The organism is Curtobacterium aurantiacum (assembly GCF_018598555.1).
GTDB classification, from domain to species: domain Bacteria; phylum Actinomycetota; class Actinomycetes; order Actinomycetales; family Microbacteriaceae; genus Curtobacterium; species Curtobacterium aurantiacum.
The window spans coordinates 120,733-142,797 of sequence record NZ_JAHEWN010000009.1; the positions used below are offsets into that span (position 1 = coordinate 120,733).

Annotated in this window: 20 protein-coding genes; 8 read left to right on the plus strand and 12 right to left on the minus strand. The window is 73.2% G+C overall.

Going from position 1 to position 22,065, the window contains the following annotated elements; translation table 11 throughout:
- Positions 1–190: 190 nt before the first annotated feature.
- The 3 genes from KK087_RS10000 to KK087_RS10010 are packed head-to-tail and all read left to right on the plus strand — an operon-like array spanning position 191 to position 3,714.
- Entirely contained in the window at positions 191–1,774 is a 1,584-nt protein-coding gene (locus KK087_RS10000; protein WP_214565000.1) for a GntP family permease, read from the plus strand.
- Positions 1,771–2,373, plus strand: coding sequence for a gluconokinase (locus KK087_RS10005; RefSeq protein WP_214565001.1), 603 nt, complete (start codon positions 1,771–1,773; stop codon positions 2,371–2,373). Before KK087_RS10000 ends, KK087_RS10005 begins: the two co-directional genes overlap by 4 nt.
- Positions 2,374–2,400: 27 nt before the next feature.
- Positions 2,401–3,714, plus strand: a complete 1,314-nt coding sequence (locus tag KK087_RS10010; RefSeq protein ID WP_214565002.1) for a cytochrome P450 — start codon at positions 2,401–2,403, stop codon at positions 3,712–3,714.
- 39 nt (positions 3,715–3,753) lie between these two features.
- Here the strand turns inward: KK087_RS10010 and KK087_RS10015 are convergent, their stop codons facing one another.
- Both KK087_RS10015 and KK087_RS10020 read right to left on the minus strand, forming a co-directional pair.
- Positions 3,754–4,677 carry a L,D-transpeptidase gene (locus tag KK087_RS10015; protein WP_214565003.1) on the minus strand — a complete coding sequence of 308 codons (924 nt, stop codon included), beginning with the start codon at positions 4,675–4,677 and terminating at the stop codon, positions 3,754–3,756.
- Positions 4,678–4,706: 29 nt separating this feature from the next.
- On the minus strand, positions 4,707–6,380 hold the full coding sequence (locus KK087_RS10020) for an ABC-F family ATP-binding cassette domain-containing protein (RefSeq protein WP_214528556.1): 1,674 nt from the start codon (positions 6,378–6,380) through the stop codon (positions 4,707–4,709).
- Between the two features lie 52 nt (positions 6,381–6,432).
- Between KK087_RS10020 and KK087_RS10025 the strand changes: the two genes are divergently transcribed.
- Positions 6,433–6,849 carry an HIT domain-containing protein gene (locus KK087_RS10025; protein ID WP_214565004.1) on the plus strand — a complete coding sequence of 139 codons (417 nt, stop codon included), beginning with the start codon at positions 6,433–6,435 and terminating at the stop codon, positions 6,847–6,849.
- Positions 6,850–6,885: 36 nt separating this feature from the next.
- Here KK087_RS10025 and KK087_RS10030 read toward each other — a convergent pair whose 3' ends face one another.
- Positions 6,886–7,185: a hypothetical protein gene (locus tag KK087_RS10030; RefSeq protein ID WP_307860033.1), complete on the minus strand. Its 300-nt coding sequence runs from the start codon at positions 7,183–7,185 to the stop codon at positions 6,886–6,888.
- 40 nt (positions 7,186–7,225) lie between these two features.
- Here KK087_RS10030 and KK087_RS10035 point away from each other — a divergent pair, with 40 nt between their 5' ends.
- The gene (locus tag KK087_RS10035; protein WP_214565005.1) at positions 7,226–8,671 is read left to right on the plus strand and encodes an amidase; all 1,446 of its coding nucleotides are present in this window, start codon (positions 7,226–7,228) and stop codon (positions 8,669–8,671) included.
- Positions 8,672–8,802: 131 nt separating this feature from the next.
- Positions 8,803–10,596 (plus strand): N-acetylglutaminylglutamine amidotransferase, encoded by a 1,794-nt coding sequence (locus tag KK087_RS10040; RefSeq protein ID WP_214565006.1) that lies wholly within the window; start codon positions 8,803–8,805, stop codon positions 10,594–10,596.
- A gap of 16 nt (positions 10,597–10,612) precedes the next feature.
- On the opposite strand, the gene KK087_RS17655 is transcribed toward KK087_RS10040, so the two are convergent.
- From KK087_RS17655 to KK087_RS10075, 7 genes are all read right to left on the minus strand, one after another.
- On the minus strand, positions 10,613–12,091 hold the full coding sequence (locus tag KK087_RS17655; RefSeq protein WP_214565007.1) for an aminotransferase class I/II-fold pyridoxal phosphate-dependent enzyme: 1,479 nt from the start codon (positions 12,089–12,091) through the stop codon (positions 10,613–10,615).
- 231 nt (positions 12,092–12,322) lie between these two features.
- The gene (locus KK087_RS10050) at positions 12,323–13,108 is read right to left on the minus strand and encodes an ABC transporter ATP-binding protein (protein ID WP_214528550.1); all 786 of its coding nucleotides are present in this window, start codon (positions 13,106–13,108) and stop codon (positions 12,323–12,325) included.
- Entirely contained in the window at positions 13,105–13,899 is a 795-nt protein-coding gene (locus tag KK087_RS10055; RefSeq protein WP_214565008.1) for an ABC transporter ATP-binding protein, read from the minus strand. Before KK087_RS10055 ends, KK087_RS10050 begins: the two co-directional genes overlap by 4 nt.
- Complete coding sequence (locus KK087_RS10060) at positions 13,896–14,762, minus strand: ABC transporter permease (RefSeq protein WP_214545578.1); 867 nt, start codon at positions 14,760–14,762, stop codon at positions 13,896–13,898. Before KK087_RS10060 ends, KK087_RS10055 begins: the two co-directional genes overlap by 4 nt.
- The gene (locus KK087_RS10065) at positions 14,759–15,712 is read right to left on the minus strand and encodes an ABC transporter permease (RefSeq protein ID WP_214565009.1); all 954 of its coding nucleotides are present in this window, start codon (positions 15,710–15,712) and stop codon (positions 14,759–14,761) included. The genes KK087_RS10060 and KK087_RS10065 overlap by 4 nt, the downstream gene beginning before the upstream one ends.
- Positions 15,713–15,758: 46 nt before the next feature.
- Entirely contained in the window at positions 15,759–17,303 is a 1,545-nt protein-coding gene (locus tag KK087_RS10070) for an ABC transporter substrate-binding protein (protein ID WP_214565010.1), read from the minus strand.
- A 58-nt stretch (positions 17,304–17,361) separates the two neighbouring features.
- Positions 17,362–18,309 (minus strand): alpha/beta fold hydrolase, encoded by a 948-nt coding sequence (locus tag KK087_RS10075; RefSeq protein ID WP_214545580.1) that lies wholly within the window; start codon positions 18,307–18,309, stop codon positions 17,362–17,364.
- Positions 18,310–18,375: 66 nt separating this feature from the next.
- Here KK087_RS10075 and KK087_RS10080 point away from each other — a divergent pair, with 66 nt between their 5' ends.
- Together KK087_RS10080 and KK087_RS10085 are read left to right on the plus strand one after the other, a co-directional pair.
- The gene (locus tag KK087_RS10080) at positions 18,376–19,275 is read left to right on the plus strand and encodes a siderophore-interacting protein (RefSeq protein ID WP_307860034.1); all 900 of its coding nucleotides are present in this window, start codon (positions 18,376–18,378) and stop codon (positions 19,273–19,275) included.
- Positions 19,275–20,093, plus strand: a complete 819-nt coding sequence (locus KK087_RS10085) for an ABC transporter ATP-binding protein (RefSeq protein WP_214528544.1) — start codon at positions 19,275–19,277, stop codon at positions 20,091–20,093. Before KK087_RS10080 ends, KK087_RS10085 begins: the two co-directional genes overlap by 1 nt.
- Before the next feature lie 156 nt (positions 20,094–20,249).
- On the opposite strand, the gene KK087_RS10090 is transcribed toward KK087_RS10085, so the two are convergent.
- Entirely contained in the window at positions 20,250–20,609 is a 360-nt protein-coding gene (locus tag KK087_RS10090; RefSeq protein ID WP_214545581.1) for a Fe-S oxidoreductase, read from the minus strand.
- Between the two features lie 2 nt (positions 20,610–20,611).
- Complete coding sequence (locus KK087_RS10095; protein ID WP_214565011.1) at positions 20,612–22,015, minus strand: dihydrolipoyl dehydrogenase family protein; 1,404 nt, start codon at positions 22,013–22,015, stop codon at positions 20,612–20,614.
- Between the last annotated feature and the right edge of the window lie 50 nt (positions 22,016–22,065).

Here is a 22,065-nt window from a genome sequence, read left to right on the forward strand (position 1 = left end):
ACAGGTCACGCGACGGGCGTGACGCCGGTCCCATCGAAGCGGCAGACTCCGTGGACGGGCGGTTGGCGCGCGGGATGACGTCGTATAGTCTGATTAATCAGATTATTGAGGGTCGGCGTTCGTCGCGCCAGTCCACCCTCGACACGAAGGCGACGGAGCCGCGCAGCAGCGACTCCAGGAAGGGGCGCTGATGCCTCACGCTCTCCCAGACCACGTGCTCGCCGACCCGGTCGGTGCGGTGCTCGCCGCCGGCGGTGGCACCACCGAGAGGGTCGACCCGTCCGGTTCGATCCCGCAGCTGATCATCGCGGCGCTCGTCGGCATCGTGCTGATCATCGCGCTCATCACATGGCTCAAGGTGCACCCCTTCATCGCGCTCACGATCGGCGCGCTCGGCGTCGGCATCGGCGCGGGCCTGGCGCCCGACGAGGCGGTCACGAGCTTCGGCGACGGCTTCGGCGCGACCATGACGAGCGTCGGCATCCTGGTCGGGCTCGGGGCGATGTTCGGCAAGATGCTCGTCGACTCCGGCGCGGCGGACCGCGTGGTGGACACCCTGGTGCGGAGGTCGTCGAAGGCGGCCCTGCCGTGGACGATGGCCCTGATCGGGGCGCTCATCGGGCTGCCGATGTTCTTCGAGGTCGGGCTCGTCCTGCTCATCCCGATCATCGTGCTGGTCGCCAAGCGGAGCGAGGTGCCGATCATGAAGATCGCCGTCCCCGCCCTGGTCGGCCTGTCGACGATGCACGCGTTCGTCCCGCCCCACCCCGGCCCGCTCGTCGCGATCTCCACCGTCGGTGCGAACCTCGGCACCACGCTCGCCTTCGGCATCGTGCTGGCGATCCCGGTGATCGTCCTGGCCGGGCCGCTCTTCGCCCGGTTCGCGGCCCGCTGGGTCGACATCCCCGTCCCCGACATGTTCGGGTCGCGTGGCGCGGTCGCCACCGCCGGCCCCGCCTCGGGGTCGGGTTCCGGGTCCGCCGCCTTCGCCGACGACCCGGCGCACCCCGGTCGGGAGGCCCGGCGCGGCCCCGCCACGCAGGACACCGCATCCCTGCCCAACGGCAAGAGCGACTTCACGCGCGTCATCAGCGAGCCGCGGAGCCCCTCGTTCACCATCGCCCTCGTCGGCATCCTGCTGCCGGTGGTGCTCATGCTCGCCCAGGCGATCCGTGAGGCGACGGCGCCCGACGCGTCGGGCTCGTGGGTGAGCCTGCTCGACTTCCTCGGATCGCCGATGATCGCCATCGGCATCGCGGCGGTCTACGCGATGGTCTTCTTCGCGATCGGTGGCGGCATGGACCGCTCGGCCGTCGCCAAGTCCCTCGAGAGTGCGCTGCCCCCGATCGCCGGGGTCCTGCTCATCGTGGGCGCCGGCGGTGGGTTCAAGCAGGTCCTCATCGACACGGGCATCGGCGGCGTGATCGCCGACGCCGTCAAGGACTCCGGCATCTCGGTGCTGCTCGTCGCCTGGGTCGTCTCGGCCCTGGTGCGCGTGGCGACCGGATCGGCCACGGTCGCCACCGTGACCGCCGCCGGCATCATGGCGCCCATCGCCGCCGACCTGTCGTCGCCGATGACGTCGCTGCTCGTGCTCGCGATCGGTGCCGGCTCGGTGTTCCTGTCGCACGTCAACGACGCCGGGTTCTGGCTGGTGAAGGGGTACCTCGGCACCACGGTGGGGCAGACGTTCAAGACGTGGACGGTGCTCGAGTGCCTCATCTCGGTGTTCGGCCTGCTCGGGGTCCTGCTGGCCGGGGTGTTCATCCGATGAGTGGCGCAGTGGACGACGGTGCTGCCGCTGCTGCCGCTGCTGCCGCTGGTGCTGCTGGTGCCGGGGGTGCCGGTGCTGCCGGGCTGGATGCTCGTGTCCTGGTCGTGATGGGGGTGTCCGGGTCGGGCAAGTCGACCGTCGCCGCCATGGTCGCCGAGCAGGTCGGGTGGGAGTTCGCCGAGGGCGACGCGATGCACCCGCCGGCGAACGTCGACAAGATGCACGCCGGCACCCCGCTCACCGACGAGGACCGCTGGCCCTGGCTCGACGTCGTCGCCGCGTGGATCCGGGGGCACCTGGACGCCGGGACGAACGGCGTGGTCACCTGCTCGGCGCTCAAGCGCTCGTACCGCGACGTGCTGCGCGCCCCGGGCGTGGTGTTCGTGCACGTGGCCGGCGACGGGGCGCTCATCGAGCAGCGGATGTCGCAGCGTTCCGGGCACTTCATGCCGACGTCGTTGCTCCAGTCGCAGCTCGCCACGCTCGAGCCGCCGCAGCCCGACGAGGCCCACGTGACGATCGCCGCCGACCGCACCCCCGAAGCCGAGAGCGCCGAGGTCGTCGAACGGCTCGGACTGGTCACGATCCCGAGAGCCTGATCGGGCAGCGCTCGGCAGCATGGCCGCATGGCACTCGACGACTCCCTCTCGCTCCTGACCCGCGGCTACGGGTTCGGTGCCCACCTGTGGCGCCGGACCCGGCCGGGGGCGCGTGCCGTGGGCTTCCGACTGCTCGGACGTCCGGCGCTGCTCGTGCGCGGCGCCGAGGGCGTCGGGCTGTTCTACGACGGCGACCGGACCGCGCGGCACGGGGCGATGCCGGCCATCGTGCAGCGGACCCTGTTCGGCGTCGGCTCCGTGCACAGTCTCGACGGCCCGGAGCACCACCACCGCAAGGCCACCTTCGTCGACGTCGCCTACGAGGACGAGCAGGTGCGGCGGCTCGCGCCACTGCTGACGGCGGAGTGGGCCGCCGAACGGGACTCCTGGATCGCTGGCGGCACCCGGTCGGCGTACGACGCGGCCGTCGGCGCGATCGGCCGTGCGGTCATGCGGTGGGCCGGCCTGCCGGGGACCCCGGCGGCGAAGACGCGCTGGGCGGCGAGGCTCGCCCAGATCGTCGACGGGTTCGGCGTGCCGTACTCGACGGAGTACCTGCAGGCCGTGCTGAACCGGCACTGGTCGGACCGGCACGCCCGGCGACTCGTCGAGGCCGTCCGCGGCGGCCGGCTGACACCCGAGCCGCACACCGCGCTGTACGAGTGGGCGTGGCACCGTGACCCCTCCGGTGCGCTGCTGCCCGCGCGCCTGGCGGGCATCGAACTGCAGAACAGCATCCGACCGGCGATCGCGGTGGCCCGGTTCGTGGCGTTCGCGGCGAAGGAGCTGCACGACCGGCCGGAGTGGCGGGCACGGATCGCTGCCGAGAGCGCGGCGGCCGCCGACATCGATGACGGGCCGCGCGTCGACGGCCAGCACGTCGATGGTCCGCGCGTCGACGGCCCGCTCGCCGTCGCCTTCGCGCAGGAGATCCGCCGGACCGCGCCGTTCGTGCCGATGCTGCCCGCCTGGGCCACCACCGACGTCGAGCTCGACGGCGAACGGTTGCCCGCCGGCGGACGGGTGGTGCTCGACATCACCGGCACCGACACCGACGAGCGTTCCTGGGACCGCGCTGGCGCGTTCGACCCGTCGCGGTTCCTCGGCGTGGACGACTTCGAGGCGATCACGACGTTCGTCCCGCACGGCGGCGCCGAGGTCGCGACGGGTCACCGGTGCCCCGGCGAGAAGGTCGCGATCGCGGCCCTCGCGGCCGCGGTGTCGGTGCTGAGCGACCCGCGCGTGACGATCCTCGACGACGGGCTGCAGGTCGACCGCCGACGGCTGCCCACCAAGCCGGCGTCTGGAGGGAAGGTCCGGGGCCGCTGCCCCTTCCACTGACCCGGCAGGTTCCGGCCCCGGTGCCCGCCGACCGGTCGCTCAGGTGAACCGGATCGGGGTGCCGACGGGCAGCGCCGCGAGCGTCTTCGTCATCTCCGCCGAGATCCGCACGCAGCCGTGCGAACTGCCCGTCGGGTCCGGGTAGTAGTGCAACGCGGTCAGGGCCGCGTTGCCGCCGTACGACGGGATGCGGGACGAGTGCGCCCCGGTCAGGATGATCGGGTTGCCCTGCGTGTACGCCACGCGGGTGTCGACGTACGCGGCTTCGACGTAGGTGGCGGTGTCGGTGGGCGTCGGGTCCTCGGGGGTGCCGAGCCGTGCGACCTCCGTCGCGGTCACCGCGCCCTTCCTCGTGACGACGGACACCGTGCTGGCGGCGACGTCGACCGTGATCATCCGGTCGGTGCGCACGATGGTGAAGTCGGCGGCCCGGGCCCACGCGAACGTCGCGCTCGGGGCGTCCGGGTCACCGCCGTCGCCGGGGGTGCGGTTGCGGGACGGCGTCGACACCAGGAGCATCCCGCCGTCCTTGCCGGGGGAACGGCCCCAGATCGCCGTCGCAGCGGGCCGGTTGATCGTCGACACCAGGTGGGACAGGGTCGCCACCGGCCGGGCGCGGCTCGACGGACTCGCGTACAGGGCGACGAGGGGCGTGCGCGGGGTCGCGATCTGCCAGGTGTCCTCGGGCTCCACGTCCCCGCCGTCGAGCAGCTGCGGCACGACGGCGTCGTGGAACGCCAACGGCAGTGCGGCCAGGGCGGCGTCGGACGGTGCGGCGGGGACGGCCGCGAGGGTCGGGGTCCGGGTCGGCTCCGGCGTGGGGCTCGGGGTGGGCGTCGTCGTCGCGCGCGCAGCACGGGTCGGCTCGGGCCCCGGCGACCCGACCGTCACCCCCACGACCACGGCGGCGACGGCGATCACCAGCACGCCCGCCGTCGTCGCGATCCAGGTGTTCCGTCGCATGGTGCGTTCCCCCTCGGTCGGTCGGTCCGTCAGCGTTCGGTGACGCGGCCGCCCTCGACCAGCCACTGCCGGTCGAGTCGGACGGTCTCCAGCATGCGCCGGTCGTGTGTGACGAGCAGCAGGGTTCCGTCGTAGGACTCCAGCGCCTGCTCGAGCTGTTCGATCGCCGTCAGGTCGAGGTGGTTCGTCGGTTCGTCGAGGACGAGCACGTTCACCCCGCGGGCCTGCAGCAGCGCGAGTCCGGCCCGGGTGCGCTCGCCGGGGGAGAGCGCCGAGGCCGGCCGGCCGACGTGGTCCGCCTTCAGCCCGAACTTCGCGAGCAGCGTCCGGACGTCGGCGGTCGTGTACTCGGGGACGATCGCCTCGAACGCGGCGGCGAGGGGCTGGTCGCCGGTGAACGCCGCACGGGCCTGGTCGACCTCGCCGACCGCGACGCTCGACCCCAGCGACGCGGTGCCCGTCGTCGGCGCCTGCTTGCCGAGCAGCGCCCGGAGCAGGGTGGACTTACCGGCGCCGTTCGGACCGGTGATCCCGATCCGGTCACCGCCGTCGACCTGCAGCGACACCGGGCCGAGGGTGAAGTCGCCCTGCGTGAACGTGGCGTCGGACAGGGTCGCGACGACCGCCGACGACCGGGGTGCACTGCCGATCGTGAACTCGAGCTGCCACTCCTTGCGCGGCTCCTCGACCTCGTCGAGCCGGGCGATGCGGGACTCCATCTGCCGGACCTTCTGCGCCTGCTTCTCGCTCGACTCCGATGCGGCACGGCGGCGGATCTTGTCGTTGTCCGGGCTCTTCTTCATGGCGTTCCGGACGCCCTGGCTCGACCACTCCCGCTGGGTCCGTGCCCGCGAGACCAGGTCGGCCTTGGTGGACGCGAACTCGTCGTACGCGTCACGCTTGTGCTGCCGGGCGATCTCGCGCTCCTCGAGGAACGAGTCGTACCCGCCGCCGAACAGCCGGTTCGACGACTGCGCCAGGTCGAGCTCGAGCACCGAGGTCACCGAGCGCGCCAGGAACTCCCGGTCGTGGCTGACGAGCACCACCCCGCCGCGCAGCCCGCGCACGAACGCCTCGAGCCGGTCGAGGCCGTCCAGGTCGAGGTCGTTGGTCGGCTCGTCGAGCAGGACGATGTCGAACCGCGAGAGCAGCAGCGCGGCGAGCCCGACGCGGGCGACCTGCCCACCGGACAGCGCCGTCATGAGGGAGTCCGGGCCGACGCCGTCCGCACCGGAGTCGCCGGTGCCGGGCTCCAGGCCGAGGTCGGCGAGCACCGCCGGGATCCGGTCGTCCAGGTCGGCGGCCCCTGCGGCGAGCCAGCGGTCGAGCGCCGCCGAGTACCGGTCGGCCGCTGCGTCGCCGGCATCGGGGTCCCCGAGCGCCGCGGCCGCTGCGTCCATCGTCACCGTGGCCTCGGCGCAGCCGGTCCGCCGCCCGATGTAGTCCGCGACGGTCTCGCCCGCGATGCGCTCGTGCTCCTGGGGGAGCCACCCGACGAACGCGTCCGTCGGCGCCAGGGACACCGTGCCGGCCAGCGGCTCGTCGACCCCGGCGAGCAGCCGGAGCAGCGTGGACTTGCCGGCACCGTTCACACCGACGACGCCGATCACGTCGCCGGGGGCCACCGTCAGGTCGAGGGAGTCGAACAGCGTGCGAGCGGCGTACCCGCCGGACAGGCCCTTGGCGACGAGCGTGGCGGTCATGCGCCCATCGTCCCACGCGGAGCGGGCACCCCACGTGCAGCAGACTGGGCCGATGGACTCCTGCGTCTTCTGTGCCGTGATCGCCGGTGAGGAACCCGCCGTGTGGGTCGAACGCGAGGAGCACGCGGTGGCCTTCGCACCGCTCGCCGGTCCAGCGCTCGCTCCCGGTCACACCCTGGTCGTGCCGGTCGAGCACACCGCCGACCTGCTCAGCGCCGGCCCCACGGCGCTCGCCGCCACCACGGCCCTGGCGCAGCGTGTCGCCCGTGCGATGAAGGGGGCACTCGGCGCGACCGGGACCGTCGTCCTGCAGGCATCGGGCGCGGACGCCGGCCAGAGCGTGCTGCACCTGCACCTCCACGTCGTGCCCTGCTGGCCGGACGACGCGACGACGCACTGGCCGGAGCGACGATCGTCGCACGTGGTCGACGGCGACCCGCACGCGCTCCTCGCCGAGATGTTCGAGTAGCCGCCCGAGCAGACCCTGCCCAGCCCGACCCGACCCTCAGCCCCGGGGCACCAACCGACCCGCACCGACCGGCAGCAGCCCGCCCCGGTACTCCAGCGCCCTCGCGCCGTCGACCGGCACCGATGCCGCCCCGAACCGCCAGACGCGGTTGTACAGGTACACCCCGATCACGGTGTCGCCGTCGTCCGGCACCGCCCACGTGCCGGTGCCCCATTGCGCCGGGTGCCCCACCCCGTCGACGGTGACGGTCGGTCGGGCGAACCAGGCGAACAGGGGCTTCACGAGCCGGAGTTCGATCCGGCGCTTCGTCGTGCCGGAGGGCAGGGTGGTGTCCACCGTCGAAGGATACGGGCCACCGCCGCCTAGGCTCGGAACCGTGTTCGAACTCCACCACCTCTCCGCGCAGGAACTCTGGGACTGGATCCGCCGGGGCGAGGCGACCGCCCTCGAGGTCACCGAGCACTACCTGGCCCGCGTGGAACGCCTGGACGCCGGACTCGGCGCCTTCGTGACGGTCACCGCGGACGCGGCCCGGGCCCGAGCCGATCGCCTCGGCCACCTGGTGCCGACGTCGAGACCGTTGTGGGGCCTCCCGTCCGCCGACAAGGACCTGTACGACCGCGCCGGGGTCCCCACGCGGAGCGGTACCGCGAGCCTGCCCGAGCGGCCGGCGTCGGCCGACCACCCGCTCGTCGCCGCGCTCGACGCGGCCGGCACCGTCAGCCTCGGCAAGACGGCATCGCCGGAGTTCGGCATGTCCTCGTCGTCCGAGACCCGGTTCGGTGTGACGCGGAACCCCTACGACACCACGCGTGCGCCCGGCGGGTCGTCGAGCGGCGCGGCCGTCGCCGTGGCCGCCGGACTGTTGCCGGCCGCGGTCGGTTCGGACGGCGGCGGATCGGTGCGCATCCCCGCCGCGGCGACCGGACTCGTCGGCCTGAAGCCGAGCCGCGGGCGCGTGCCGTCGATGCCTGGCCGCTCCGGTGTCGGCGGACTGTCCGTCGCCGGGCCGCTCACGCGTTCCGTCGCCGACGCGGGCATGCTCCTCGACGCGCTCGTGGCGCCGACCGGCCTACCGGAACCGTCGCCGTACGCCCTCGTCACCCCCGACGTCGGCGAGGGGCCGTTCACCGCGGCCGCCGTCCGTGGCGAGGGACGGTTCGTCGTCGGGCTGCTCGACGGCTCACCCTGGGACGACACCGTCGACGTGGTCGTCGACCCCGCAGCCCGGGCCGTCGTCGAGACCGCCGTGCGGGTGCTCGGCGAGGTCGGGCACGGCGTCGAGGACGTCCGGATGCCCCGGGTGCCGTACGCCGACGCCTTCCGGGTGGCGTGGGAGAGCTCGGCGGCCCGCCTGCCGCAGGTGCCCGGCATCGACCTGTCGTCGCTGACCCCGCTCGTGGCGTGGCTCGTGGCGCGCGGACAGGCGCTGACCGGCACCCGGGTCCTCGACGCGATGACGACCCTCGACACCTTCTCGACGACGCTCATCGGCGCGTTCGACCGGTTCGACGCCGTGCTCACCCCGACGCTCGCGCTGACGCCGCGGCCGCTCGGCTGGTACGGCGACGACCCGGACGAGGACTTCCGCCGCCAGTGCGCCTACTCGCCGTGGACCTCGATGGCGAACGTGTCCGGGCTCCCCGCGATCACCCTGCCCGTCGGGGTCACCGAGGACGACCACCCCGACGGCGGCGGACTCCCGATGGGCGTGCAGCTCATCGGACGGCCCGGCGGCGAGCGCGTCCTGCTCGCGATCGGCGCGCAGCTCGAGCGCCGGGTCCGCTGGCAGCGGCGGCACCCGGCCGCCTGGACCGCCTGACGCGAGCCCCGGGGCGGGCCCGCACCGTGCCTCCCGTCCGCCGTCGCCGTCCGCTCTGCGCGACCACCGCGTGGACTGGACCAGCGCCAGGGCGGGTCCGAGTTCCGTCGAGACGGAACGGGAGGCACCGGATGTGTGGACTGGCCGCGGACGTGCGGTTCGACGGGGGACGGGCGGACATCGACGCCGTCCGCAGGATGGCGGCGTGCATGGAGGACCGCGGGCCGGACGGCGGCCGGGTGTGGGACGGCGGCTGGGCCGTCCTCGGCCACCGGCGGCTCAGCGTCATCGACCTGTCCGACCGCGCCGCGCAGCCCATGACGTCGGCCGTGCAGGACGTCACCATGGTGTTCAACGGCTGCATCTACAACCACGAGGAACTCCGCCGCGACCTGGCGGCCGACTACCCGTTCCGCACCACCGGCGACAGCGAGGTGCTGCTCGCCGCCTACGCGAAGTGGGGCGACGCGTTCGTCGACCACCTGGTCGGCATGTTCGCCGTCGTGCTCGTCGACCGTGCCCGCGACCGGGTCGTCGTGGCACGGGATCGGCTCGGCATCAAACCGCTGTACCTCGCCCAGGTCGACGGCGGCGTCCGGATCGCCTCGACGCTGCCAGCGCTCCTCGCGGCCGGGGGCGTCGACACCGCGCTCGACCCGATCGCACTGCACCACTACCTCAGCTGGCACTCGATCGTCCCCGCACCACGCACCCTGCTGCGCGGGGTGCAGAAGCTGCCGGCCGCGACCGTGCGGACGATCGAGCGCGACGGCACGACCGGCCGGACCCGCACGACGGACCGCACGTACTGGTCACCCGACTACGAACGTCATCCCGAGCACGCCGGCTGGACCGCCCGCGACTGGGAGGACGCCGTCGAGGAGGCCCTCCGCGTCGCCGTCCGTCGCCGCCTCGTCGCGGACGTCCCCGTCGGGGTCCTGCTGTCCGGAGGACTCGACTCGAGCCTGCTGGTCGCGCTGCTCGCCGAGGAGGGCGCCGGCACCACCGGGACCTACAGCATCGGGTTCGACGCGGCCGGCGGTGAGTCCGGCGACGAGTTCGCGTACTCCGACGCCGTCGCCGACCACTTCGCCACCGCCCACACCCGCATCCACGTGCCCGCCTCGACCCTGCCCGCAGCCCTCCTCGACTCGGTGGACGCGATGACCGAGCCGATGGCGACCCAGGACGTCGCAGCGTTCCACCTGCTCGCACAGCGCGTGTCCGAGTCGCGGAAGGTCGTGCAGTCCGGGCAGGGCGCCGACGAGGTCTTCGCCGGGTACGAGTACCACCGGCCTGCCGTCGGCGCGACCCGACCGGGGGCGCTCGCCGCGTTCACCCGCGCGTTCGTCGACCCGAGCGCCACCGCGCACGCCCTGCTGGAGCCGGGTGTGCTGCCCGCGACCGACGTCAGCCACGTGCTCCTGCAGGACCGGTTGGGAGCGGCGGGCGCGGAGACCGCGCTGGACGCGGTGCTCCGGTTCGACACGCACGTGCTCATGGTCGACGACCCCGTGAAGCGCGTGGACAGCATGACCATGGCTTCGGGCCTGGAGGCGCGGGTCCCCTTCCTCGACCAGGACCTCGTCGAGCTGGCCGCTGCGTGCCCTCCGGAGCTGAAGGCGGCCGACGGTGGCAAGGGGGTGCTGAAGGCGATCGGTCGCCGACTCCTGCCGGCCGGCGTGGTGGACCGCCCGAAGGGGTACTTCCCGGTGCCTGCGGTCCGGAACCTGGACGGTGAGGTGTTCGCGGTCGCGCGCGACGCGCTCCTCGGACCGGAGGCGCGGGCACGCGGTCTGGTCCGACCCGAGGCCGCCGCGGCGCTGCTCCAGGACCCGCGGCGGTACCGGACGCGGGTCGGTGGGACGACGCTCTGGTTGCTCGCGGTCCTGGAGCTCTGGCTGCAGCGCCAGGGGATCCGCTGACGCCGGCCCGTGCGGGTCAGCTGGTCTCGCGCACCACCCGGATCGTGTCGAGGCTGCCGTCGGTCGGGTCGGGCATCACCATCCCCGCCTCGAGGCCGCTGCGCAGGTAGTCGATCATCTCGGCGGTGAGGCGCTCCCCGGGCACGAAGGCCGGGATCCCGGGCGGGTACGGCGTGACCTGCTCGGCCGCGATCCGTCCCGCTGCGTCCTCGGCCGGGACGAGTTCGACCTCGCCGAAGAACGCCTCGCGGGGCGTCATCACCGACTCGAGCAGCAGGCCGGACGGGTCCGGGATCCGGACGGGCGGCGTCTGCGGGAGGTCCGGTGCTGCCGCGGCGAGCGAGCGCAGTGCGTCGAGCAGGCGGCTCGTCGTGAAGTCGTCGTCCGCGAGGGAGACGTCGATGCCGAGGTGCCGGTGGTCGGAGAGCCCGAGGTCGAGCCGGTGGTGCTCGCGGACCCAGTCGTGCGCCTGGTACCCGGTGATGCCGAGCGGTTCCACGTCGAGGAGCATCCGCATCGGGTCGAGCTGGTGCGACGCCTCGGCCCCGAGCAGTTCGTCGTGCAGGACGTGGATGCCGTCGATCGCATCGATGCCGTCCCGCGTCCGCTCGGCGAGCCCGATCGTCTGCGCGATGAGCCCGGCACCGTCACGCATCATGTGCCGACGCCAGCCGTCCATGCCCGCGTAGACGAGCACGTTCGGGCTCGTCGTCATGAGCATGTCGGCGCAGGCCCACAGGTGGTCGTGGTCGACGAGGTCGCCGCGGAGGTGCAGCACCGACCCTTGCTCGAACCCCAGGCCCATCTTGTGCACGCTCGTCACGCAGACGTCGGCTCCCGCGTCCATCGCCCACGTCGGCAGCTGCTCCGAGAACGGCAGGTGGGCGCCCCAGGCCTCGTCCACGATCAGGGGCTTGCCGCGGTCGTGGCAGACCGCGGCGATGCCCGCGATGTCCGCGCAGGTGCCGTACGGCGTCGGGCTGACCACCAGCGCGGCCGCGGCGTCCGGGTGCTCGTCCCAGACCTTCGCGTAGTCCGCTGGCGACGGCGGGTGCGAGATGCCCTGGTCACGGTCGAGTCTCGGCTCCACCCAGTACGGCTGCAGCCCCGAGAAGACCAGCCCGGCGGTGACGGACTTGTGGGCGTCGCGGCTGACCAGGATCCCGCCCTCCACCCCGGCCACGGCGAGCATCGCGGCCTTCACCGACAGGGAGCTGCCGCACGTCGAGAAGAACACCGTGTCGGCTCCGACGGCCTCGGCCATCAGGGCCTCGGCGGTGGCCAGGTACCCGTTCGAGGACTTCCGGTCGTCGAGCCCGCCGCTCGCCAGCACGTCGGCGCGGAACGGGTCCTTGCCGAGCACCGCGAGGGTGTCGGCGTCGACGCCGCGGCCCTGCCGGTGTCCGGGCGGTGAGAAGCCGTAGCGGTCACGGGCGTGGTAGTCCCGGAGCGCGTCGAGGAACGGTGCGTCGGTCTGGTCGAGGTCGTCGCTCATCGTTCCCGTGTACCCGACCGGCGTTCACCGCTGGCTCAGGCCGCCGGGCGCGTCGGGCGCGGTGGTCAGGTGCGACGGTGTCGTCGTCGTACGACATCGACCCTGTCGCACCAGCGCGTCCGCAACGGTTGCACGCGCACACGGACGACGAAGTCGGTGTCGTACGACGTCGACGGTGTCGTTCCACGTCTGCACCCGCGCCCCGCCCGCCACGCCGTGCCCCGCCCCGCCCTACGGCAGCGTCGGCGCCGCGGCCACCAACGCCTGCGTCACCGGGTGCTGCGGCGCGTCCAGGAGCGACACCGGCCCGTGCTCGACGATCTTGCCGTCGGACATCACCGCGACCGTGTCGCACAGCCGCTGCACCACGCCGATGTCGTGCGACACCAGCACGAGCGTCAGCCCGAGGTCGTCGGCGAGCGACCGGAACAGCTCGATCACCCTGGCCCGGACCACCACGTCGAGGGCGCTCATCGGCTCGTCACCGAACAGGACCCGCGGCGAGTGCACCACGGCCCGGGCGATCGCGATCCGTTGCCGCTGCCCGCCGGAGAACTCGTGCGGGTACCGGTCGACCGTGTCGGCGGGGAGGTCGACGCGCTCCAGGACGGCACGCACGAGGTCCTCGTGCCGGCCGTCGATGCGCAGCGCCCGCAGCGGCTCCGCGACGATCGACCCGACGCGCATCCTCGGGTCGAGCGACGCGTACGGGTCCTGGAACACCACCCCGGTCTCGCGACGGAACCAGCGCAACGCACGCGCGGACCGGGACGCGACCACCGGACGACCCGAGGCGGCGACGGTGCCGGCGGAAGGCGCCTCCAGGCCGGCGAGCAGCCGCACCAGGGTGGACTTGCCGGAACCCGACTCGCCGACGATGCCGAGCCGTGCGCCGGGGGCCACCGTCAGGTCGACGCCGTCGACGGCGGTGCGGACCGGGCCGGGCTCGAACGGCCCGCGGCGGGGGAGCCGGTAGGTGCGGTGGAGACCGGTGGCCTCGAGGACGGGGAGGGTCACGGGGCGGTCCTCCTGGCGGTGGCGCGGGCGGCGTCGACGAGCGCGACCGTGGCGGGGTGCTGCGGTGCGGCGAGCAGGTCCGCGACGCGGCCCTGCTCGACCACCCGGCCGGCGTCGAGCACGACCACCGTGTCGGCGATCCGCGCGAGCACGGCGAGGTCGTGGGTGACGAACACCATGCCCGCCGACAGGTGCTCGAACAGGTCGAGGATGCGGGCTTCGGTGGTGACGTCGAGCGCCGTGGTCGGTTCGTCGGCCACCAGGTACGACGGTTCGCCCGCCATCGCCATGGCGATGCAGATCCGCTGCCGCTGCCCGCCGGACAGCTGGTGCGGGTACTGCCGCAGCAGCGACTCCGGGTCGGGCAGGCCGACGGATGCGGCCAGGTCGACGGCTGCCACGCGGGCGGCGCGCCGATCGAGTCCGCGGTGCAGCCGGAGCGGCTCCGTGATCTGCGCGCCGACGCGGCGCAGCGGGTCGAGCGCGGTGCCCGGCTCCTGGAACACCATCGCGATGCCCGATCCGCGGTGTCGCGCGCGTTCGCGGTCGGGCAGGCCGACGAGTTCGGTCCCGTCCAGGCGGATGCTGCCGGTGACGACGGCACCGGCGGGCTCCAACCCCATCAGGGCGAGCGAGGTCATGGACTTGCCGGATCCGCTCGCGCCGATCACGCCCACGCGCGCTCCGGGAGGCACGGTGAAGCTGACGTCGTCCAGGATCGTCCGCCCCGTGATGCGGACCGACAATCCGCGCACCTCGAGCCCGGAGGCTGCGGTGGTCGCGTCGGTCATGCGGTCACCCCCGGAGTGGTCGTGCCGGGATCGGTCCGGTCGCTCGTCGTGAGTCGCGGGTCCGAGGCGTCGCGCACCGCATCGCCGAGCAGCGACAGCGCGGCGACGACGAGCGCGATCGCCGCGCCCGGCCAGGTCGCACTCCACGGGTGCACCCCGATGTAGGTCTGCAGGTCGGACAGCAGGCTGCCCCAGGACGCCGTGTCCGACCCGGCGCCGTAGCCCAGGTAGGACAGCCCGGCCTCGGCGAGCACGGCCGTGGCCATCGCGAGGGACAGCTGCACGGTGAACAGCGGTGCCGCGTTCGGCACCAGGTGCCGGAACAGGACGCCCGCGCCGCCGACGCCGGAGGCCCGGGCAGCCGTGACGTAGTCGCTCCGGGCGATCCGCCGGATCTCACCGCGGGCCACACGGGCGATCGTCACGCCGAAGGACAGCCCGACGCTCACGATCACCACGCCGAGTGACCCGCCGAACACCGCGGTCAGGAGCATCGCCGTGAGCAGGGTCGGGAACGCCACGAGGATGTCGAGCAGGACCGCCGTCCCCTCGCGCACCCAGCGGGCGGTGAGCGAGCCGACGGCCGTCAGGACGACGCCGACGATGCTCGCGATCACGCCGGAGCCGACGGCGACGAGCACGGTGGTGCGGGTGCCGGCGAGCAGGTAGCTCGCGATGTCGCGGCCGGCGGCGTCGGTGCCGAACCAGTGCGCGGCACTCGGACCCTCCCACTGGTGGAACGGGTCGGCGCGGAACGGGTTCTGCGGCGTCCACACGAGCGACACGGCGGCGAGCACGACGAGCAGGCCGAGCACGACGACGGCGAAGACCCCGGTCGGGCGGGACAGCAGGCGGCGGATCATCCCTGCACCTCGCGCTGGCGGGGGTCGAGGGTGCGGTGCACGACGTCGACGGCGAACCCGACGAGCAGCACGAGTCCGGTGAGCACGAGCAGTTCGGACTGCACCTTCGTGATGTCACGGCGGCCGACGTCGGTGACGAGCATCCGGCCGACCCCGGGCAGCGAGAAGAGCTGCTCGACGACGACCGCGCCGACGAGGAGCCCGGCGATCTGCACCCCGAGCACGGCGAGGACGGTGAGGGCGACGCTCGGCAGGCCGTGGCGGAGCAGCGCCTGCGTCCGGGTGAGCCCGACGGCGGCGGCGGTGCGCAGGTGGTCGGCGTCGAGGACGGAGAGCGTGGCGGACCGGGTGAACCGGAGGATGACGGCCCCTTCGACGGCACCGATCGTCAGCGCGGGCAGCACGAGCGACGCGAACGCCCGCCCGGGTTCCGACCAGCCGTCCAGCGGGAAGCCCTGCGTCGGCAACCAGTGCAGCGTCACCGCGAACAGGGCGACCAGGAGCATGCCGGCCCACACGACGGGCACGGCGGCGACCGCCTGCGCCGCGAACCCGATGACCGCGCCACCCGGACGGCGGCGGAGGATCGCGGCGACGACGCCGAGCGGAACGCCGATCACCAGCGCGGTCGCCAGCGACATCGCGGCGAGCGGCAGGGTGATCGCGAGCTTCTGCGCGATCTCCGGTGCGACGGCGCCGTTCGTCACGAGGGAGCGGCCGAGGTCACCGCGGAACACCCCACCGATCCAGTCGAGGTACTGCACCACGACGGGCCGGTCGAGTCCGAGCTGCTGCCGGAGCTGCTCGACCTGCGTGGGGGTCGACTGCGTGCCGGCGACGACCTGGGCGACGTCACCGGGCAGCACGCGGAGCGTGGCGAAGATGATGACGCTCGCCACGAGCAGGCCGACGACGAGCAGGAGCACCCGCCCGATGAGGAACCGGGTCACGACACCGATGCTACGGGGACGGACACCCCGCCGCGGCCGCTCCGGTTCACTTGACCGCGAGCTTCGCCAGGTCGAGGCGCGAGTTCCCGCCGTCGACCGGGAAGCCCGTCACACCGGAGCGCACCGCGGTGATCTCGGTCGCCGTGTAGAGCCACTCGCCGGCCGCGTCCTCGCTGACGATGCGTGCCGCCTTCCGCAGGGCCTCGGTCTTGGTGGCCTCGTCGGTCGCCGCGATCGACTGGGCGTAGAGCGCCTGCACCTCTGCGTTGTCGTAGCCGAAGTAGTAGTCCGGGTTCGCCCAGTTGCCGAAGTCACGGGCCTCGACGTGGTCGACCATCGACAAGTCGAAGTCCCGCTCGCCGGACTTCGGTGCCTGGAACACCGAGGACAGCCAGGTGGCGAAGTCGACGCGCTTGACCGTCAGCGTGATCCCGACGTCGGCGAGCTGCGACTTCAGCACGTCGCCGATCGTGGTCGGGTAGATGTTCGCGTAGGTGAGCGTCAGCTTCAGGTCCTGCTGCCCGGCGGCGGCGAGGAGCTTCTTCGCGTTCGCGGGGTCGTACGCGTCGATGTCGGTCAGGTCCTCGTACCCGGGGTCGAGCTCCGGGATCGGGCCGCCCTGCTCGACGCCGGTGCCACCGATCGCCTTGATGAGCGCCTTCGCGTCGATCGCCTGCCGGATGGCCTGCCGCACCCGCTTGTCCGTGAACGGTTCCTTGCGGTCGTTGAACGCGAGCGTGTACTTGTCCGTGGTCTTGCCGCTGTGCAGCGTGATGTCGTCGGTGCCCTCGAGCTGGCTCTTGAGCGTGCCGTCGACCGGGTTCAGGACGTCGAGGTCGCCGTTCGCCATCGCGTTGACGGCGGTCGACGGGTCCGTGATGTACCGGAAGACGATCTTCGCGACCTTCGCCTCCGTGCCCCAGTAGTCCTCGTTGCGGTCGAAGGTGAGCGAGTCGCCCTGCTTCCAGTCCGACACCTCGAAGGGGCCGGTGCCGTTCGCGCTGTCGGACAGGTCGTTGTCCGCTGCCTTCTCGAGCACCAGGCCCGAGCGGCCGGTCAGGTTCCAGAGCAGGTCGGAGTCGGGCTTCGCGAGCTTGAGCACGACGGTGTCCTCCGACGGCGAGGTGATCGACGTGACGCCCGCCAGCTTGGCCGAGTCGACGTACGAGTCGTTCGACTTCACCTGCTCGAGCGACCACACGACGTCGGCCGCGGTGACCGGCTTGCCGTCCTGGAACGTCGTGCCGTCCCGCAGCGTGAACGTGTAGGTCAGGCCGTCGTCCGAGATGCTGTGCGACGAGGCCAGCACGTCGCGGACGTCGCCCTCGGCGGTCCGGCCGACGAGCCCCTGGTAGACGTTGTCGATGAGCACCTGGTCGAGCGCCGCACCGGACTGGGTGCGGATGTCGAGGCTCGTGGGCTCGAGCACCAGCCCGACGCGCACCGTGGCGTCCTTCCCCCCGGTGGTGTCGGACGATCCGGAGCAGCCGGTCAGCGCGAGGGCGGAGACGACGGCGACCGCGGTGGCGGCGAGGGCAGCGCGCCCGATGCGCGAGGTGCGCGCGGTGCGACGAGGCAGGAGCGGACTCATGGGGTGGGGGTTCCTTCCGGGCGCGAGGTCGGTGGTCGGGCCTCGCGCTCGCACGAGGTTACCGGCGGCTGGTGCCGTCGGGCGACGGTTCTTCGATCGGGTGCAACAATCCGTGCCGCTGGCCCCATGCCCGGATCGCCGACGCCAGTTCGAGGGGTGCCTGGTTCTGCACCGCGTGCCGCGAGGTCACCGTGACGATCTCGGCGTCGGGCAGGCGTTCGGCGAACCCGGCGTGCAGCTTCGGGGACACGTACCCGCGGTCGCCGCGGACGAGCAGGATCGGCACGCGCAGGGCCTCGAGGTCCGGCCACGCGTCGGCGAAGCGCCCCACCGACGACGTCCGGCCGGCGGGCAGGTGCGGGAAGTGGTGCCGACGCACGAGCCTCCCGTCGGCACCCAGGGACGTGGTGTGCCGGGCCTCGCGCAGCAGCACCTGCCGGTCGTCGCCGACCCGCGCCTCGATCGCCCGGTCGACGACCTGCTCGAGGGACTCGAACGGCTCCTCGGCCTCGAGCGCGCGGGCGATCCGGTCGACCGCACGCTGCGCGAAGTCCGGCGACATGTCGACGAGCACGAGTCCGGTGACCCGCTCCGGCGCGGTGGCCGCGAGTCGAGCGGACAGGATCGCGCCGAGTGAGTGCCCGACGACGATCCCCGGGGGCACCGCGAGCGCGTCGAGCGCGTCGAGCACGCTCGGCGCCGTCGCGGCCGCCGCGTAGTCCGCGTCCTCTCGCCACGACGACCGGCCGTGACCGGGCAGGTCGAGGGCGACCGCTGGCTCGCCGACGGCGAGTGCCGTGGTGTCGAAGCTGTGGGCGTCGATGCCGAGCCCGTGCAGGTAGGTGACCCGCGCCTCCTGGCCGTCGTCGCCCCACCGGATCGCGGAGATCTCCTGCCCGTCCGCGGTGCGGACCACCTGCCTGGAGGCGCGGAGCGGCGCGTGCACGCCGCTTGCGCTGGCGAGGGCGTGCAGGTCGGCGAATTCGTCGTCGGGGGCTTCGGACACGGGGACGATCCTCGCACCGTTCCGGGGACCTGGAGGTGTTAGGTAAGGCATGCCATACTCGGTTCCGTGGCAACCCGGTATCGCGTCTTCTCCGTCCGCGTGGCCGCCGTCACGTCGCTCACCCCGAACTTCGTCCGGGTCACGCTGACGGGCGACGCGCTCGCCGACTTCTCCTCGGTCGGTCTCGACCAGCGGATCAAGATCGTGCTGCCCCTGCCCGGCATCGGCTTCTCCGAACTGCCCGAGGACGAGGACTGGTACGCCGCCTGGCGTGCGCTGCCGGACGAGGTCCGCAACCCGCTCCGCACGTACACGGTCCGCTCGTTCCGGCCGGACGCCCGTGAGCTCGACATCGACTTCGTCGCCCACGGCGACACCGGTCCGGCGTCGCGCTGGGTGTCGGCCTGCCGCGTCGGTGACGAGCTGCGCATCGTGGGGCCGCGCGTCCCCGAGTCGCCGGAGGACCTGCCGACCGGGGCCGCCGAGTTCGCTCCCGGGCACGCGAACCGGATCCTGCTCGCCGGTGACGAGACCGCCGCCCCGGCCATCTGCGCCATCCTCGAGGCGCTCGACGTCTCCACGGTCGGCCACGTGTTCATCGAGGTCCCGACCGACGCCGACCGCCTGCCCGTCACCGCACCCGCCGGGGTCGAGGTCCGCTGGATCGCCCGCAACGGCGCCACCCACGGGGTCCGGATGACCGACCAGGTGCACGCCTGGGCGTCCACCGTGGCGCCGTCCGCCGCCGCGTGCGAGCCGGCCGCCGAGCTCACCGAGGTCGACGTCGACGAGCAGGTGCTGTGGGACGTCCCCGCCCCCGTCGACGAGCGCCCCGTCTACGCCTGGATCGCGGGCGAGGCCGGCTGCGTCAAGGAACTCCGCCGCCACCTGGTGCGCGGCGTCGGCATCGACCGCAAGCAGGTCGCGTTCATGGGCTACTGGCGGCACGGCAAGGCCGAGCACTGATGCCGGCGGCGGGTGCCGTGACCGGTACCGTCCCGACGACCGCGCTGGGGGCCCGTGGGCTGACCCTGGCCTACGACGACCGTGTGGTGGTGGACTCGCTCGACGTCGACATCCCCGACGGCGAACTGACCGTCATCGTCGGCCCGAACGCGTGCGGCAAGTCGACGCTGCTGAAGTCCTTCGCCCGCACCCTGAAGCCGCGTGCCGGCACGGTGTTCCTCGACGGGGCGCCGATCGACTCGTACCGCCCGAAGGCCGTCGCCCGGCGGGTCGGCATGCTCCCGCAGACCCCGATCGCGCCCGACGGCATCACCGTGCGCGACCTCGTGTCCCGGGGCCGGTTCCCGCACCAGGACCTGCTGCACCCGTCGTCCGGGTCCGACCGGCAGGCCGTGCAGGCCGCTCTCGAGCAGACGTCGACGGTGGAACTGGCGGACCGGAGCGTCGACGAGCTGTCCGGCGGGCAGCGGCAGCGGGTGTGGATCGCGATGGTGCTCGCGCAGCAGACCGACATCGTGCTGCTCGACGAGCCGACGACGTTCCTCGACATCGCGCACCAGTACGACGTGCTCGAACTGGCCTCCACGCTGCACGCCGCCGGTCGAACGGTCGTCGCGGTGCTGCACGACCTGAACCAGGCCGCTCGGTACGCCACCCACGTCATCGCGATGCGCGACGGGGCGATCGTCTCGGCGGGGGAGCCGTCGTCGGTGCTCACCGCGGACCTCGTCGAGGACGTCTTCGGCCTGCCGTGCGTCGTCGTCCCCGACCCCGAGACCGGCACGCCCCTCGTGGTGCCCCGGCGGCGCGCCGCCTGACGCGCGGGCGGCGTCGCGGCCCCGAGGTTCCGAAATCTCGGCACCTCGCGCGCCCCGCAGGCGATCAGTGGAACTTCGACGCTCGACGAGCGGCATGTCCTGCGACCTCGGGGATGCGCGCGGCGGGTCGTGCGACCTCGACCCTCGACCTCCGCGTCAGCGCACGTAGCCGCCGTCCTCCAGGCCGGCCTCGACCTCGAAGCGGTTCCGCAGCGGATCCCGCCCGGCGACCGCGTAGAGCAGCGGCATGAGCATGCCGTACCGCCGCCACTGCTCGACGTGCACCCGCTCGTGTCGGAGCACCCGCGGGCCGTCGTTGTCGCGCGTCAGGTACACCGAGCCGACGCAGGTGCCGCCGCGCCGGAACACCCAGCGCGGCAGCCCCGCGCAGACCACGAGCCCGTCCTCCACCCGGATCCTCCCGGTCGACAGCGGGACGCCCACGGCGAGCCCGACGGCCGTCGCGAACACCCACCCCGCGCGGGACACGGGGGAGTCGACCAGCGGGTTGCGCACGCTCAGGCCGGGCGGCCGTACGTCTCGAGCAGGCGGAGCCAGATCTCGCTCATCGTCGGGTACGCCGGCACCGCGTGCCAGAGGCGGTCGATCGGGACCTCGCCCACGACGGCGACGGTGGCGCCGTGCAGCATCTCGGCGACGTCCTGGCCGACGAACGTGACGCCCACGACGACCTCGCGGTCCTCGTCGACGACCATCTTCGCCCGGCCCGTGTAGCCGTCGGCCTGCAGGGAGGACCCGGCGATGGCGCCGAGGTCGTACTCGACGGCACGGACGTTCAGCCCCTGCTCGCGGGCCTTCGCCTCGGTCAGGCCGACGCTCGCGACCTCCGGGTCGGTGAAGGTGACCTGCGGCGAGGCGGCGTGGTCGGCGGTGGCGACGTGCGCGCCCCACGGCTCTGTGTGCAGCGGCGTGCCCTGGTACCGGGCGGCGATCGCCTCGCCGGCGGCACGCGCCTGGTACTTGCCCTGGTGGGTGAGCAGGACGCGGTGGTTGACGTCACCCACGGCGTACAGCCAGTCGGTGCCGTGCACGAGCATGGTGTCGTCGACGTCGAGCCAATCGCCCGGGGTCAGCCCGACGGTCTCGAGCCCGAGGTCGCGGGTGTGTGCGGCTCGGCCGGTGGCGGCGAGCACCTCGCTCGTGATGACCGTGGTGCCGTCGTCGAGTTCGGTCGTGACCAGGCCGTGCTCGTCGCGGTCGACGCGGACCGGGTTGACACCGGTGCGCACGTCGACGCCGAGATCGCGCAGGGAGTCCGCGACGAGTTCGCCGGCGAACGGCTCCATGCCGCCGAGCAGTCCGTGGCGGGCGACGAGGGTGACCTTCGCCCCGAGCGAGGCCCACGCGGTCGCGAGCTCCGAGCCGGAGACGCCGCCGCCGATGACGAGCAGGCTCTCGGGGACCTGCTGGGCGCTCGTGCCCTCGCGGGTGCCCCACGGCTTCGCCTCGGCGAGCCCGGGCACCGGGGGCAGCGTGTGCAGGGACCCGGTGACGACGGCGACGGCGGCGCGAGCGGTGTGCGTCTCGCCGTCGACCTCGATGGTCTTCGGGCCGGTGATCCGGGCGTGCCCGCGGATGAGGTCGATGTCGGCGGACTCGAGCCACGACACCTGGCTGTCGTCCTTCCAGTCCGAGGTGAACGAGTTGCGGCGGGCGAGCACGTGGGCGGCGTCGAGCGTTCCGGTCACCGCCTGCTTCGCACCGTCGAGCCGCTTGGCTGCGGCGAGGGCGTGTCCGCTGCGCAGGAGTGCCTTCGAGGGCATGCACGCCCAGTACGAGCACTCGCCGCCGACGAGTTCGGCCTCCACGATCGCGACCGACAGGTCGCGCTTCCTGGCGTAGTCCGCCACGTTCTCGCCGACTGCGCCGGCTCCGATCACGATGAGGTCGTAGTCCGTCATGCTGCCGAGCGTACGCGGGACGGCGGGGCGTCCGCCGGTCGCGTCCGGCG

Coding starts and splice junctions, on each gene's coding strand:
- KK087_RS10005 (WP_214565001.1), top strand. CDS start 1,771: ATGAGTGGCGCAGTGGACGACGGTGCTGCCGCTGCTGCCGCTGCTGCC.
- KK087_RS10015 (WP_214565003.1), bottom strand. CDS start 4,677: ATGCGACGGAACACCTGGATCGCGACGACGGCGGGCGTGCTGGTGATC.
- KK087_RS10010 (WP_214565002.1), top strand. CDS start 2,401: ATGGCACTCGACGACTCCCTCTCGCTCCTGACCCGCGGCTACGGGTTC.
- KK087_RS10070 (WP_214565010.1), bottom strand. CDS start 17,303: ATGAGTCCGCTCCTGCCTCGTCGCACCGCGCGCACCTCGCGCATCGGG.
- KK087_RS10095 (WP_214565011.1), bottom strand. CDS start 22,015: ATGACGGACTACGACCTCATCGTGATCGGAGCCGGCGCAGTCGGCGAG.
- KK087_RS10040 (WP_214565006.1), top strand. CDS start 8,803: ATGTGTGGACTGGCCGCGGACGTGCGGTTCGACGGGGGACGGGCGGAC.
- KK087_RS10060 (WP_214545578.1), bottom strand. CDS start 14,762: ATGATCCGCCGCCTGCTGTCCCGCCCGACCGGGGTCTTCGCCGTCGTC.
- KK087_RS10085 (WP_214528544.1), top strand. CDS start 19,275: ATGCCGGCGGCGGGTGCCGTGACCGGTACCGTCCCGACGACCGCGCTG.
- KK087_RS10020 (WP_214528556.1), bottom strand. CDS start 6,380: ATGACCGCCACGCTCGTCGCCAAGGGCCTGTCCGGCGGGTACGCCGCT.
- KK087_RS17655 (WP_214565007.1), bottom strand. CDS start 12,091: ATGAGCGACGACCTCGACCAGACCGACGCACCGTTCCTCGACGCGCTC.
- KK087_RS10055 (WP_214565008.1), bottom strand. CDS start 13,899: ATGACCGACGCGACCACCGCAGCCTCCGGGCTCGAGGTGCGCGGATTG.
- KK087_RS10025 (WP_214565004.1), top strand. CDS start 6,433: ATGGACTCCTGCGTCTTCTGTGCCGTGATCGCCGGTGAGGAACCCGCC.
- KK087_RS10000 (WP_214565000.1), top strand. CDS start 191: ATGCCTCACGCTCTCCCAGACCACGTGCTCGCCGACCCGGTCGGTGCG.